This window comes from Nocardia sp. NPDC003693, from assembly GCF_053981095.1.
In genome coordinates this window covers 21,980-36,083 of sequence record NZ_JBSFNO010000004.1, presented here as the reverse complement: position 1 = coordinate 36,083, position 14,104 = coordinate 21,980, and the positions used below count along the sequence as shown (strand labels likewise).

The window sequence follows — 14,104 nt, the reverse complement described above, 5'->3', positions numbered from 1 at the left end:
ACTCAATTCCTTCGCTTGTCCGCGACAGCGGGTTCGATCGGGCGTACCGGCGCCGGCGCGCCACTCGGCCCGGGTTTTCGGCGCAGCTCCCCCACCGCGAGGTACACCAGCCAGATCAGCACCGCGGCCTGCAGGAACTTGCCCAGGGTCTCGGCGGTGCCCAGCACGCCCCGTTCGAAGATGACCGGGAATTCGATCAGCGCGGTTCCGAAGATCACCGGAATCAGCATGCGCGAGTACAGCGTTCGCTCCCAGACGAGCAGCAGCGCGAAGGTGCACAGCATCCCCAGCGTGACGCCGAGGTACCCGCCCAGCACGTACCCCTCGTTCACGTTGCCCTCGGCCAGGGACACCGACACCTGACTCATGTCGACCGACGTACCGCGCACGTGATTCGCCCACTCGGTCCCCGATTGCGCCTTCTCCGCGCCGAGCAGCTGGGTCGGAACCATGCTCACCAGCAGGTGATTCACCACCTGATCGGCGCTGAGCCACGCGTTCGGGCCGGTGTAGTAGACGTCGGTGGCGGCCTCGAGCAGATCGAAGCGGCGCAGCAGACTCAGGAAGGGCTGCACCACCGGCGGGTAGCCCGAATCGGTGAGCGCCGCTTCGGCTTTCGAATAGTCGGTCGCCTTGAGCGACTGCAGCCAGCCGAACGCGCCGATGCCGGCGAGCGAGACCGCGGCGATGGAGACCACTTTCGTCCGCGTCCAGCCCTCGAGGCCGAACCGCACCGCGATCGCGAGCGCCGCGCCGAGCACGGGCGTCTTGGACTGGATCGCGGTGGTCCACCACAGTTCCCCGAGCATCAGCACCCCGACCACCAGGAGGGTGTGGCGCGGGTTCGCAAACCGCGCGAACACGATCAGGCCCAGGGCCCCGACCGTGGCCAGCATCGTCAGCAAACTCAGTACGGGACTGGCACTCTCGACCTCACCCGCCTTGCCGGTGACGCCGGTGGCGACGCTCGCCAGCCGGGCCGTGGTGCCCAGCAGATACAGCACGCACAGCGTCGGCAGGAAGTTCGGATCCCGGGTGATCACCACGGTGCGCGCGGGACGCGACCGGCGCCGCGCCCAGAGCGCGAAGACGACGACGAGCCCCGCGTACACCCACATCCCGTACACGACCGGCCGCAGTACCAGCGCGAGCCCCACGTCGTAGCCGATGCGCGCCAGCCGCGGATCGGCCACGTTGTCACCGAAACTGGGCTCGGGCCGGACCACGAGCAGCACCAGCGGCCGGGCCACGTAGGACATCGTCCAGTAGACGGCCTGCGCCACCAGCAGCACCTGGGCGACGCCGCCCACCCGCCCGGCCGCCACCACGATGGTGAGCAGCGCCAGCGCGATGAGCGCGATCGTGACGGTCGCGCTCAGCACGAGAAGTCCTGTCCCACGGTGCTATCCGATCGCATCGATGATCTCCCGCGCACGATCGGCGTAGCGATGCCCACCCCGGGTGATGGTCCGGTAACCCGCCTCGGCCACGCGCGCCGCGGCCTCGGGGTTCGCCGCGCACCAGTCCAGGATCTCGTCGAGTTCGTCGCGATCGGAGAACAGGAACGCCTCGGTCCGGTCGGCCAGCAGTTCGGCGTGCTCGCCGGTCCGCTCACCGACGAAGAGCCCGCCCGCCGCGGGCACCTCGAACGTGCGGCAGGTGTGCGTATCCCGGTTGTCGGAGTTCAGGAAGACCAGATTGGCGGTGATGGAGGCGACCGCGATGGAGAACTGCTCACCGTAGACCGGGCCCGAGAGTTTGGCCCGGGTGCTGCGCAACTGCCGAACCTGTTGCCAGCCCGGGCCGCTCACCATCATCTGGGCGCCGTGGGCGCGGGCCAGGGACACCACGCTGTCGCGCCGGTCCGGACGGCACGCGCCGATGAATCCGGTCAGGAACTGGCGCGACCCGCGACGGGCGCAGCGGTGGTGCCATGCCGGGTCGTACGCGCTGCGGACGAACAGGGTCTCGCGCGCGCCGCGGTCGATCAGCTCGGGCACGTTGTGCCGTTTGGTGGTGACGACCAGATCCCACTGCGACTCGAGCGCGAGGTATTCCGGGGTGGTGTTGACCGGGTTCGAGACGTCGTCCGGGCTGTAGTGCACGTGCAGCGGCGCGGGCGTCGCCAGCAGCCGGCTCTGATCGAGATGCACGCCCTTGAACACGAAGACCATGTCGGGATGCAGTTCGGCGGCGGCACGTTCGATCCGGGCGTGCACCTGGTCGACCACCTGCGGCGCGCGCCGGTGAGCCACCTTGGAGTAGACCCAGGACGGGGACAGTCGCGGCGGAAGCGTCACGGGGGTGGAGTCGACGACCAGAACCTCGTGACCCGCGTGCCGAAAACCCTCGGCGAGCGACCGGGCGTTGCTGCCGAGCCAGTCGTCTCCGACGAACAGAATCCTCATCGTCTTTCCTTCCGAACCACCGGCAGCAATGTCGTCACCTGGGTGGCGTTCGCCAGATCGCGCACGAACAGCCAGCGCATCCGCACGATGTACCAGCACGCGACGGCGAACTCGGCGACGACGATCCCCCAGACCAGCGCCCACAGCGAATGCGACACCGCCGCGACGCCCAGCGCGATGGCGGCCACGGCGGTCCCGATGAGCCCGCCGGCCAGCACGCCCGCGGAGTCCTGCCGGACCGGCAGCACGGCGGTCGTGATGAACGAGGTCACCGTCGTCGCGGGCAGGATCAGCACCTCGGCGCGCAGCACGGGTACCGCCGCGGCGAACTCGTCGCCGAAGATCAGGTGAATGAGAACGGGCGCCGCCACCCAGGCCATGCCCGCCACCAGGATCGCCACCCCGACGCAGGCGGCGAGTGTCCAGCTCGAATCGCGCCAGAACCCGCGGTGCGTCCGTCGCGCCATGCGCGGCAGCAACGCGAAACCGATGGGGTCCAACAGCGATTGGACCGCGCGCACCAGCCGGTCGGCGGCGGAGAAGAGTCCGAGCGAGGCCGCGTTGAGCACCACGCCGTACGCCGCCGCCGCGCCCTGGCCGTAGCTGGTCACCAGCAGCCGGGAGGTCAGCACCGGCCCGCCGATCCGCAGCAGCGCGCGCACCTTGCGCGGGCGGCCCGGCGGCCCGAACCGGCGCCAGGTGTCGATCCAGGTCAGGCCGACGCTCAGCACCGCGGACGCCAGCAGGCAGAGCATGGCCATCGACGCGCTCGGAAAGTGCGGCAGCACCAGGATCAGCATGAGCAGGTAGCCGACGCGGGCCACGCCCTGGTACACGACCGAGGCGCCGAATCGGCCCTGCCCGATCAGGACCCAGTCCTCGGACAGCGACCAGAAGCCGCCGACGAACAGGCCCAGGAAGATCATGTGCAGCTGCCCGGGCGCCCCCGCCGCCAGGCTGCCCGCCAGCGCCACCGCGAGCACGCCCAGGATCGCGCCGCGAATCACCAGATAGGTGCCCCGAAGTTCGTTGACGTGCACGACATTCGGGCGCGGGCCCTGGACGCGCGCGGAGATGTACGAGGTGATGCCCAGGTCGACGAGCAGCGAGCCGATGAAGTAGGCGGCCATGCCGACCGCGAGCGTCCCGAGCCCCTCGGCGCCCAGCACCCGCGCGATCAGCGGCAGCGTCGCCACCGTGACCAGGTACTGGCCGTACTTGCCGATGCTGACCAGTCCGATATCGCGCAGCACGCCGAAGATCTCGCGGCCGGATCCCGCCTCCGCGACCGCGGGGGCCGCCTTGCGATGGCGGCCCTGGTATCCGCGAGCTCCGCGCTCCCGGCTCGACGGCGGGGTCACGAGACCGGACTCCGCTGCGCGGCCCCGGATGTCACCGCGGTCAGCACCCCCGCGACCGCGGCGGCGGTCGCGTCGATGCCGAATTCCCGTGCGCGCGTGCGCGCCGACTGCCCGAGCCGGACGCGCAGTGCGCGATCGCCGATCAGCCGATCCAGGGCGTCGGCGAGCTCGGCGCTGTCGCCGCCCTCGACCAGCAGTCCGTCCACGCCCGGCCGCACGATCTCCGCGGGGCCGCCGGCGCGGGCGGCGATCACCGCGCAGCCCGCCTGCATACCCTCGACGACCACCTGCCCGAACGGTTCGGCCAGCACCGAGCAGTGCACCAGGATGTCCGCGTCGCGCATGTACGCCGCGGGGTCCTCGACGTGGCCGATGAACTCCACCGGCAGCGCGAGTTCGCCGGCCAGGGCCACGAGTTCGTCGCGGTAGGACTCTTCCCCGAAGAACGTTCCGCCCACGATGATCACCGCGCGGGGCCGCTGCCGGGCCCGGGCCACGGCGCGCAGCAGCACGTCCTGGCCCTTCCACGGGCTCAGCCGGCCCACGACCGCCACCGTGGCGTCCGCGGGCGCGCGCTGCGGTGCGCGATCGTGCGGCGCGGCGGCCGGTTCGACGCCCGGGTAGGCCACGACAGCGGCCCGGCGCCAGGTGATCAGCGAGTGCAGCGTCGCGCGGCTGTTGGCGATCACCCCGGCCGCGAGCAGCCAGCCCAGCAGCCGGATCAGGATCGCGAGCACGCGCCCGAAGTATTCGCTCGACACCAGATCGTGCACCTGCCACACCAGGGGAATCCGGGCACGGCGCGCGGCGACCGCGCCCATCAGCAGCGCCTTGGTGCTCTCGGCGACCAGGACGTCGGCCCGGCGCTCGCGCAGGACCCCGCCCAGGGTCCAGCCGAGCTTCAGCAGGTCGAGGCCACCGGCGAGCAGCCGGCCCGCGCCGCTCCCGGCGATGGTCATCGACCGGCTGTCGAAGGTGTTGTGCTGCACCGTGACCGGAATGCCGCGGGCGCGCAGGCGATCGACGATCGGCCCGTTCTCGGTCACCAGCATCTCGACCTCGAACGCGGGCGCGTCCGGCCGATCGCGTAGCGCCGAGAGCAGCCGCAGCGTCGCGAGTTCGGCGCCGGACGGCGCCGCGGTGTGGGAGAGGAATACCGCCCTGATCATCGCGCCAGCTCCGCGTACAGCGCGAGGTGCCGCGTCGCCGCCGCATCCCAGGAGAACGTTTCGGCGTGTGCCCGGCACCGGGCGGCGTCCGGGATCGCACCCGCCAGCGCGGCGACGATGCGCGCGGCCAGCGACTCCACGTCGCCGGCGGGGACGATGAGCGTCGGGTCGAGCCCGCGCACCGAATCCGGCAGTCCCCCACAGTCGGTCACGATCGGGGCGCGGCCGGCGGCCAGCGATTCCAGCGCGATGAGGCCGAAGCCCTCCAGCGCGACCGAGGGCACCACCGTCAGCTCCGCCCGGGCATAGAGTTCGGCCAGGCGCTCGTCGGCGGCCCAGCCCTCGAACGCGACGGTGCCCGCGATGTCGCTGTGCCCGGCCAGTTCCCGGAGTTCGGGCTCCGCGCTGCCCGTTCCGACGATGACCAGGCGCGCGGCGGGGCAGGCGGCGAGCACGGCCGGCCAGGCGCGCAGCAGCCGGTCGATACCCATCCGGCGTTCGAGCCTGCGCACACACAGCACCGTCCGGGTGCCCGTGCGTTCCGCGGCGGGGCGGGGCCGGAACCGATCGAGATCCACGCCCGGCGGAATCACCGCGATCCGGTCGGCCCGCACCCGGTAGTCCGAGACGAGCAGCTCCCGAAACTGTTCGGACAGCACCACGAATCGGTCCGCCCCGAGCCCGCGCAGGCGTTCGATGGCGTACTTCGCGCGCGCGGCGAGTTCGCCGGATCCGGCCAGCCTGCTCTCCGCGGCCCACGGTCCGTGGAAGTGAATCACCAGCGGGTGCCTGCCGCGCGGGCCGATCGCGGGCCGGCCGTAGAGCGCGAAATGCCGGTCCAGCACGGTGCCGCGCGGTACCCGGGAGCCGTCGAGGAACGCGGTCGCCGCCCGGTGGGCCGTGGAACCGCCGGTCGCGCCCCAGGATCGGCCGCCCGGCGGCGGATCGCCGAAGGCGCTCGCCGAGACCACCGCGTCCGGCCGGGGCGCCAGGGCCTGGAACAGATCGGTGAAGTACCGGTTCAACCCGCCGGGGGCGGAGGCGAACCACTCGGATCCGCTCATGTGCACCCGGATTCGCGTGTCGCTCATCCGCGCTCCCCCACCAGGTTGCGCGCGCTCAGCGCGGTGCGGATGCGGAGCCGGTTCAGCGCGGCCCGCGCCAGTCGCCAGTCCCCGGCCAGCACGTCCGTGTGGGTGAGGTGGCGCGGGAGGTCCCGGGCGAGGCGGTGATGGAACCGGAGGGTCTCGGTGAGCTTGCTGATCGTGGAGGTGCGACTGCACATGTTGAACGGCGAATCACGCCAGGCGGCAGCGATATCGGGGATTCCGTAGAAGGTCCCGAACTGACCGACGCGCGCGAAGAGGTCGACGTCCATGGGAAAGACGAGGTCGCCGCGAATCCCGCCGACCCGATCGAAGTGCTCGCGCCGGAACATCGCGGCGGCGGTGGGGCCGAACTCGGCGGGGCCGTGCCGGACGATGGTGCGGACCAGTTCGCGCGCCGTCCGCGGGCCGTGCAGACCGGGCAGCCCGAGACCGCTCTCGACCAGCCCGCCGTTCGCGTCGATCACCTGAAACCTGGCCGAGCTGAGGGCGACCCCGGGATCGGCCATGACCTCGAGCTGGGCCGCGAGCGCGCCCGGCAGGATGATGTCGTCGGCGCACACGACCTTGACCAGTTTCCCCTTGGAGAGCCGGATCGCCCGGTTCCAATTGTCGCCGATGGACAGGGTCTCGGCGTTGCGGACGACGCGCAGCCGGGAATCGTCGAATGACGCGACGATATCGGCTGTCTCGTCCGAACTCGCGTTATCCAGGAGCAGCAGCTCGAAATCGACGTTCTGATCCAGAACCGAGCGCAGCGTCGTTTCCACGGTGCGCCCGGCATTGTAGGCGGGGACGCACACGGACAGGCTGACCACGTTTACTCCTCCGCGGGGCGCTCGAATGCGCGCCGGGAATTGCGCGAACGCGAATCGGAACTGTCTCGCGGCGAACGACTTTCGCGATCGGCAATTCGGCCGACCGCGTCCACGTCGGCGATCATCGAACTCCCGTTCACCGGAAAAGCCCCGGCTACCAGCGCTGATTCAACACGAACCCGTGTGGCGCGGTAGCGATGCGAACCACCCCGCGCATGCACAACATTCCTCATCAGTAGACAATCCGCCCGCGATCCATTGCGCCGAAGGAACGCCCGGCTGTTCGACGGTATAGACCCACTCCAGCGCAGGGGAACTTCGCAAACCTTTTCGTGACCGATGTCACATTCCCTGGTCATCGCGAATACCCTGACAGCGCAGTTCCATTCACGATGTCGTGCGCTTCGGCGCCGTCGAGAATCCACCTGCCATTCAATTCCGGGTACTGCTCGGTAACCTCGGCGAGGAGATCCGGAACGGTCAGCAGCACCCGATCCGGATCGGCCGCGACGAGGTCGGCCGGTGCGATGATCGGGATATCGGTACCCGGCATTCGCCGGCCCCATTTCGCGGCCGACGCGTCCGCCACACCGGCGAGCAGACCGCGATGCAGGCCCGCGCGGCAGAACAGGGCGACTGCCCGCGACGCCGCGCCGTACGCGTACACGGTTCGGCCGCGGGCGGATTCGGTGTCCAGCCGGCGGCGCAGCGCCAGCGCCTGCTCGTCGGCCGCGCGCTGGAGCCCGCGGACCGCGTCCGGCCCTGTCGAGGCCGCCTCGGCGGCCGCCACGCGCAGCACCGACTCGGCGGGTTCGGCGATACCGGCGACGGCGGCGAGCAGGACCGTGCCGCCGTAGAGATCGAACTCCCACGCGTGCACCGCGCTCAGCCCCGCGTCGCGCAGGAGCCGGCGCAGCACCGGCAGGGTGTAGTAGCCGAAATGACCGTGGCGCAGGGCATTCCACTGCCCGAGTCGGACGATCGCGCTCAGCGAGTGGTACTGCAGCAGCAGCACGCCGTCCGGGGCCAGCGCCGCGGCGCGGCGGGCGAACGCGGCGCGCTGGTCCGGCTCGTGCATGATGCCGAAGCAGTCGATCACGAGATCCGCGGGGGCATCGGTGATCTCGAAATCGCGGTCGCCGAGCAGCGGCAGCCAGCTGCCACCGTGCGGACTACCGAATTCCCGTGCCGTCGAACCCCGCAGCAGTCCCGACGCCGCCACGCGCGCCACCGCGTCGGCGGCCTGCTCCCGTAGCGCCCGCGGCTCGATGCCGCGCGGCTCGCGGGTGACGGTGTCGTCCGCGGCGAGCTGCGCCAGACCGCAGTCCCCGCACCGGAGCATGGCCAGCGGATGCGCGGTCTCGGCGGGATCGACCGGGGCGCTCGCCGGCGGAAAATCATCCGCGGCGGCGACCGCGCCGAGATCGAGCACGACGTCGAGTTCGCTTCCCGCGCAACCGCGGCAGCGCGCCGATCCCCTCGGCCCCGACGCCGTCACGGCGGCATCACCCGGCCGGACGGCGGCATCACCCGGCCGCACGCCGGAATCGGTCGGCCGCACGGCGGGATCACTCGATCACCCGCCGCAGGTCGTCGCCGAGCACGCCCCGCTCGCGCAGCGCGCGCAACCGGGACAGCCGGACGAAGCCGTCGAAGAAGTCGTCCTTGGTCAGATCCCGCGCCCGGTACTCCCGGTACAGCTCCTGGGCGCCCTCCGAAATGCCTATGCGCGCTTCGAATCCCAGCCGTTCGCGGGCGGCCGAGAAGTCGACCCGGTACGAGCGCGGATCCGCGCCGTGCTCGCCGGTGATCACCAGCCGGGCGGTGGGCACCACCTCGACCACCGCCGCGGCGATCTGCGCCACCGTCACGTTGTTCGCCTCGGTGCCGATGTTGTACGCCCGGCAGTGAATCGCGTCGATCGGGGCGACCAGGCAGGTCGCGAAGGCATCGGCGATGTCGAGGGCGTGCACGAGCGGCCGCCACGGCGTGCCGTCCGAGAGCACCCGCACCTCGTCGGTCAGCACGGCGTAGCCGACCAGGTTGTTGAGCACGATGTCCGCGCGCAACCGGGGCGAGAAACCGAACGCCGTCGCGTTGCGCAGGAACACCGGGGAGAAGCCGTCGTCCGCCAGCGCGGCGACGTCGTCCTCGACCCGGACCTTGCTCTCGGCGTACGGGGTCAGGGGGCGCAGCGGGGCGCTCTCGCTCACCGGCGCGTCACCCGCGGCGCCGTACACCGAACAGGTCGACGCGTACAGGAACCGGCGCACGCCCGCCGCTTTGGCGAGCACGGCCAGGCGCACCGACGCGTGGTGATTGATGTCGTGGGTGATCTGCGGCACCAGCGCGCCCAGCGGATCGTTGGACAGCGCCGCCAGATGGATCACCGCGTCGAATCCGGCGAGATGCTCCGCCCGGATGTCGCGCAGGTCGAGCCGGAGCCCGGGCGGATCCTGCGGGGCCGCACCGAGAACGCAGTCGGCGAACAGGCCGGCGTCCAGGCCGACGACCTCGTGACCCGCTTCGAGCAGCCGGGGCACCATGACCGTGCCCAGGTAGCCCTGGTGACCGGTGACCAGCACCCGCATCGTTACGCACCTCCGAAGGTGATGGTGGCCTTGTCCAGTACAAAGCCCTCGGCATATGGTGCGCGGCACTGGATTCCGCGCAGTCTGGCCAGTCCCAGGAATGCCTCGTCGTCGAACCAGTCCCGGTTCGCCTGGGAGGGATAGCACTCCGCCAGCAGCCGGGCCTTCGCCGCGGCGACCTCCGGATCCAGCGGATGCAGCACCGTCGGGCGCGGGGTGTCGGTCTCCCACTTGAGAATCTCGTAGCCCAGCACGAGGTGGTCGCGGAACTCCGTGGGGACCAGTTCGGCGAGCAGCCGATGGTCCTGGTGCGCATCGCCGCGCTGCGGCGCGAACACGACGTCGGGATTCGTGGTGCACCGAAAGTCGTTCAGCGCGTTCTTGACTCGATCCCAGTGCGCCGGGGCGCGGCCGTCGGGGATGTCCAGAACCGTGAGGGTCACCTCGGCGGCGGGGCAGAACGCGCGCAGGGCGGCGCGCTCCTCGGCGGCCCGGGCGGTGTCACCGCCGGAGAGCACCAGGGCATGGATACGCAGGCCGGGGTTGCGCCCGGCGACGGTGAGCAGGGTGCCGCCCATGCCGATCGCGATGTCGTCGCAATGCGCGCCCAGCACCGCGATCTCGGCCAGCGGGCCGGAGTCGAGGGTGATCATGCCGAGTTCTCCCAGACCATCCAGGGGCGATTGCCGTCCCGGTACCCGGCGTCGAGTTCGGCGCGTTCCTTGAAGGTGTCGGCGGGCTTCCAGAATCCCGCGTGCTGATACCCGAACAACCGGCCCTGATCGGCGAGCACGGCACAGGCGTCCTCGACCAGATCACCGCCCGGCGGCAGCAGATCGAAGACCTCCTGGCTGAGCACGAAGTAGCCGCCGTTCTCCCACACCGGCAGCTGCGACACCGGGGTGATGGTCTTGACCGCACCGTCCGGGCTCAGATCCACGCAGTGGAACGACGACTGCGGCGGCACCGCCATCAACGCCGCCGCGGCGCCGGAAAGCCGGAACTGCTCGATCATTTCGTCCAGCGGGGCATCGGTCAGCACGTCGGAGTAGTTGGCGAGGAAGTACTCCTCACCGTCCAGGTGCGGTCGCACGCGGCGCAGCCGCTCCCCGATCGCCGACTCGACGCCGGTGTCGACGAAGGTGATCGTCCAGTCGCTGATGTCGGAGTGGAGCAGCTCGACCTCGCCGCCGCGCAGCACGAAATCGTTGGACATCGCCTCGCGGTAGGTGAGGAAGTAGTCCTTGATGTGCTGCGCGCCGTAGCCCAGGCACAGGATGAAATCGCGGTGCCCGAAGTGCGCGTAGTACCGCATCACGTGCCAGATGAGCGGGCGCGGGCCGACCATCTGCATCGGCTTGGGGATCATGTCGCCCGAGCCGCCGCGCATGCGCATGCCGTAACCGCCGCAGAACAGCACAACCTTCATGACACTCTGCTCTCGATCTCCGTCGGGTTCACCACGCGGTCTTCCAGATCTACGACACGCAGCCTCGGCAGCGGATAGACCAGGACGCCGCCCCAGTCTCCGACGTACCGCAGCTGCTCGGTGAGTTCGGTTTCCAGGTTCCAGGGCAGCACCACCACGACATCGGGGCGATCGGCCGCGATCCGGTCCGGCGCATGGATGGGAATGCGGGCGCCCGGGGTGAATTTGCCGTGCTTGTACGGGCTGCGATCCACGATGTACTCGATGAGGTCGGCGCGGATCCCGCAGTAGTTGAGCAGGGTGTTGCCCTTGCCCGGTGCGCCGTAGCCGACCACCCGCCTGCCGAGGGCGCGCTGTTCCAGGAGGAAGGCGAGCAGGTCCGCGCGGACCGTTTCCGCGGCCGCGCGCATGCCGGCATAGCCGTCGGCCGTGTGGAGACCGGCCTCGGCTTCCTCGGCCAGCACCGCGGCGACGCGATCCGAGACCGGATGCGCGGAATCGGCTGTGGCCCAGACGCGCAGCGATCCACCGTGGGTGCCGAGCAGTTCGACGTCGATGACGTGCAGGCCCGCCGTCCGCAGCGCTCGCCGGGCCGAAGCCAGGGTGTAGTACTGGAAATGCTCGTGGTAGATGGTGTCGAACTGCCCGTGCCGCACCAGGTTCAGCGCGTGGTGCACCTCGATGGACACCGTGCCGGTGTCGGCCACCAGCCGGCGCAGCGCCCGGGCGAAGCCGAGGATGTCGGGGATGTGGGCGAAGACGTTGTTGGCGACGACGAGATCGGCCGGACCGTGTTCGGAACGGATCCGCTCCGCCAGGTCCTCGTCGAGAAACGCTGTGACGGTTGGCACATTCTTGGCCAGCGCGGCCGCGCCGACGTTGACCGACGGCTCGATCCCCAGGCACCGCAGGCCACGGGCGACCGCGTGCTGCAGCAGATAGCCGTCGTTGCTGGCGACCTCCACGACGAACGAATCCCGGCCCAGCCCAAGGCGTTCGGTCGCGGCGGACACGAACTCGGCGGCGTGCCGGACCCAACTGTCCGAGTACGAGGAGAAGTAGGCGTATTCGGTGAATGTCTCTTCGGGGGTTATCAGCGCGGGCAGTTGCAGCAGCAGGCACTCGTCACACAAACGGAGATGCAGCGGATACGTCACCTCGGGCAGGTCGAGATCGCCGCGCGAAAGGAACTTTTCGCACGGCGGCGTGGCGCCGAGATCCAGCACACTCGATATTCGTTCAGAATTGCACAGACGGCAACGCATACAGCTCCACACCATCGATTCCAACAGACCGATGACATCCGGCCGCACGTTCCACATCTCATTGCTTCGCGATCACGTTACAACCAGATTCGGTGTGATCCCGACACAGCCCCGGCGTGATTCCGCTTCTCGTCGGCTACTATCGCAGCGATACGCTCGACCGTCGGCCCCGCACGCGGGCCGCCAGGCTTGGGGGGCACGCCGCACACCGACCCGAACATTAGTTATTCGAATTCGCTATCACAATGTGCGATAGGGATTCTCACCGACCGTAACGGCCCTCGACACCATCACGACATGGACAACTGACCATGAACTGACGGCAGTTACCGTCCCGGTCACCGGCACCGACCACCCCCCGAACCCTCGACCACCGTCGTGCATCGAAGCGCGACAGGCCCTCTTGTGTATGACAGGTACATCATCATGGGTATAGAACTCCGTGCCCCGCTCGACACCTTTGACGCAACGCCGAATTCGCTACGCCCGGGCGAGCGCGATCAATGGCGAACCCGATACTCGCGGGAATTGCTGGCGATCGACTTCTTCATGGTGTGTTTCGCTGTCGTTCTCACGCACGTAATCGAATTGGGCCGCACTCCCGATGCGCCGATCGAGTGGTGGCCGAGCACGGAGTCCCCCGGTACCGCGATCTCCGCGGGTATAGCGCTCGCCTGGCTCGCGCTGCTCAACTGGAATGGCGCCCGCTCGCCGCGCGTGATCGATACCGGCAGTGGCGAGTACCGGAAATTGCTGTCGTCGGCGCTGCATCTTTTCGGCCCGCTCGCGATCGTGGCGCTGGTGCTCGAACTGGACGCCGCGCGGACGTACCTGGCGATCACCCTGCCGCTGGGGCTCATCGGCCTGATACTGGGCCGGCTGGTCTGGCGGCTGCGGTCCGCGCGGCGGCGGACGCCGCACGCGCAGCAGCGATCGGTGCTGATCGTGGGCAGTGCCGATGCCGCCCGGACCATGGCGGCGGCGTTCTCGCGCAGCCGCCCGGTCCGCTATCGCGTCGTGGGCGTCTGCACGCCGGACCGGCTCCCGGAGGCGGACGCGGCCATCGAGATCGACGGCCGTTCGATACCCATCGTCGGCGATGATCGATCGGTGGTGCGCGCGGCCCGGCGGGTGGGAGCGGACACCGTCGCGGTCATGGCGACCAATCACCTGGGGCCCAGTGATATTCGCCGAATGGCGTGGGATCTCGATCTGGCCGGCGTGGAATTGATCGTCGCGCCCGGTGTGATCGATATCTCCAAGACGCGCATGACGAGCCACCTTCTCGAAGGCATGCCGATGCTGCATATCGATGGGCCGCAATACGACCGCGCCATGTCGCTGCACAAAGCCGCGTTCGACACCTGTTTCGCGATCGTGGCGCTGATCCTCGTCGCGCCGCTCATGCTCGTGATCGCCGCCGCGGTCAAACTCACCAGCAAGGGTCCGATCTTCTATCTGTCGGAACGAATCGGCGTGGACGGCAAGCCGTTTCGAATGATCAAGTTCCGCAGCATGTACGCCGACGCCGAACGCCAGGCGCCCGCGCTGATCACCGGCAACGGCGGCAACCCGCTGTTCTTCAAGCTGAAGAACGACCCGCGGATCACCCCGGTGGGCCAGTTCATCCGCAAGTACAGCCTGGACGAGCTGCCCCAGTTCCTGAACGTGCTCCGCCGGGACATGAGCGTCGTCGGCCCGCGCCCCCAGGTGCGCCGGGAAGTGCGCTCCTACAACGGGGTAACGCGCCGCCGCCTGCTGGTCATGCCCGGGATCACCGGCCTGTGGCAGGTGAGCGGCCGCTCCGACCTGGCGCCGGAGCAGTCGGTCGAGCTCGATCTGTTCTACGTCGAGAACTGGTCGATGCTGTTGGACATGAGCATCATCGGTAAGACGATCACCACCGTCGCCCGGGGCGAAGGGGCGTACTGATCGGGCCTCATCCGTATTTCGCGAT

12 protein-coding genes are annotated in these 14,104 nt (G+C 69.7%); 1 reads left to right on the top strand and 11 read right to left on the bottom strand.

Annotated features, from left to right (window positions below):
• Positions 1-2: 2 nt before the first annotated feature.
• From ACWDOP_RS07030 to ACWDOP_RS06980, 11 genes are all read right to left on the bottom strand, one after another.
• Positions 3-1,382, bottom strand: coding sequence for a hypothetical protein (locus tag ACWDOP_RS07030; RefSeq protein WP_456344317.1), 1,380 nt, complete (start codon positions 1,380-1,382; stop codon positions 3-5).
• Between the two features lie 21 nt (positions 1,383-1,403).
• The gene (locus ACWDOP_RS07025) at positions 1,404-2,408 is read right to left on the bottom strand and encodes a CgeB family protein (RefSeq protein WP_454203478.1); all 1,005 of its coding nucleotides are present in this window, start codon (positions 2,406-2,408) and stop codon (positions 1,404-1,406) included.
• Positions 2,405-3,670, bottom strand: a complete 1,266-nt coding sequence (locus ACWDOP_RS07020; protein WP_456344487.1) for an oligosaccharide flippase family protein — start codon at positions 3,668-3,670, stop codon at positions 2,405-2,407. Before ACWDOP_RS07020 ends, ACWDOP_RS07025 begins: the two co-directional genes overlap by 4 nt.
• A 95-nt stretch (positions 3,671-3,765) precedes the next feature.
• Complete coding sequence (locus ACWDOP_RS07015; protein WP_456344316.1) at positions 3,766-4,938, bottom strand: glycosyltransferase family 4 protein; 1,173 nt, start codon at positions 4,936-4,938, stop codon at positions 3,766-3,768.
• Positions 4,935-6,002, bottom strand: coding sequence for a glycosyltransferase family 4 protein (locus tag ACWDOP_RS07010; protein ID WP_456344486.1), 1,068 nt, complete (start codon positions 6,000-6,002; stop codon positions 4,935-4,937). Before ACWDOP_RS07010 ends, ACWDOP_RS07015 begins: the two co-directional genes overlap by 4 nt.
• A gap of 23 nt (positions 6,003-6,025) precedes the next feature.
• Complete coding sequence (locus ACWDOP_RS07005; RefSeq protein ID WP_456344315.1) at positions 6,026-6,862, bottom strand: glycosyltransferase; 837 nt, start codon at positions 6,860-6,862, stop codon at positions 6,026-6,028.
• Between the two features lie 355 nt (positions 6,863-7,217).
• Positions 7,218-8,360 carry a class I SAM-dependent methyltransferase gene (locus ACWDOP_RS07000; protein ID WP_456344485.1) on the bottom strand — a complete coding sequence of 381 codons (1,143 nt, stop codon included), beginning with the start codon at positions 8,358-8,360 and terminating at the stop codon, positions 7,218-7,220.
• Between the two features lie 70 nt (positions 8,361-8,430).
• Positions 8,431-9,453 carry an NAD-dependent epimerase/dehydratase family protein gene (locus ACWDOP_RS06995; protein ID WP_456344314.1) on the bottom strand — a complete coding sequence of 341 codons (1,023 nt, stop codon included), beginning with the start codon at positions 9,451-9,453 and terminating at the stop codon, positions 8,431-8,433.
• 2 nt (positions 9,454-9,455) lie between these two features.
• The gene (locus ACWDOP_RS06990) at positions 9,456-10,106 is read right to left on the bottom strand and encodes a PIG-L deacetylase family protein (protein ID WP_456344313.1); all 651 of its coding nucleotides are present in this window, start codon (positions 10,104-10,106) and stop codon (positions 9,456-9,458) included.
• Positions 10,103-10,882, bottom strand: coding sequence for a glucose-1-phosphate cytidylyltransferase (locus ACWDOP_RS06985; protein ID WP_454203484.1), 780 nt, complete (start codon positions 10,880-10,882; stop codon positions 10,103-10,105). Before ACWDOP_RS06985 ends, ACWDOP_RS06990 begins: the two co-directional genes overlap by 4 nt.
• Positions 10,879-12,147 (bottom strand): class I SAM-dependent methyltransferase, encoded by a 1,269-nt coding sequence (locus ACWDOP_RS06980; protein ID WP_456344312.1) that lies wholly within the window; start codon positions 12,145-12,147, stop codon positions 10,879-10,881. The genes ACWDOP_RS06985 and ACWDOP_RS06980 overlap by 4 nt, the downstream gene beginning before the upstream one ends.
• Before the next feature lie 426 nt (positions 12,148-12,573).
• Here ACWDOP_RS06980 and ACWDOP_RS06975 point away from each other — a divergent pair, with 426 nt between their 5' ends.
• Positions 12,574-14,079 (top strand): sugar transferase, encoded by a 1,506-nt coding sequence (locus ACWDOP_RS06975; protein WP_456344311.1) that lies wholly within the window; start codon positions 12,574-12,576, stop codon positions 14,077-14,079.
• The last annotated feature ends 25 nt before the right edge of the window (positions 14,080-14,104 follow it).

Bases quoted from the DNA above. Each gene is read 5' to 3' on its own strand.
- ACWDOP_RS07025 (WP_454203478.1), bottom strand. From the start codon at position 2,408: ATGAGGATTCTGTTCGTCGGAGACGACTGGCTCGGCAGCAACGCCCGG.
- ACWDOP_RS07015 (WP_456344316.1), bottom strand. From the start codon at position 4,938: ATGATCAGGGCGGTATTCCTCTCCCACACCGCGGCGCCGTCCGGCGCC.
- ACWDOP_RS07010 (WP_456344486.1), bottom strand. From the start codon at position 6,002: ATGAGCGGATCCGAGTGGTTCGCCTCCGCCCCCGGCGGGTTGAACCGG.
- ACWDOP_RS06995 (WP_456344314.1), bottom strand. From the start codon at position 9,453: ATGCGGGTGCTGGTCACCGGTCACCAGGGCTACCTGGGCACGGTCATG.
- ACWDOP_RS06990 (WP_456344313.1), bottom strand. From the start codon at position 10,106: ATGATCACCCTCGACTCCGGCCCGCTGGCCGAGATCGCGGTGCTGGGC.
- ACWDOP_RS06985 (WP_454203484.1), bottom strand. From the start codon at position 10,882: ATGAAGGTTGTGCTGTTCTGCGGCGGTTACGGCATGCGCATGCGCGGC.
- ACWDOP_RS06980 (WP_456344312.1), bottom strand. From the start codon at position 12,147: ATGCGTTGCCGTCTGTGCAATTCTGAACGAATATCGAGTGTGCTGGAT.
- ACWDOP_RS06975 (WP_456344311.1), top strand. From the start codon at position 12,574: ATGGGTATAGAACTCCGTGCCCCGCTCGACACCTTTGACGCAACGCCG.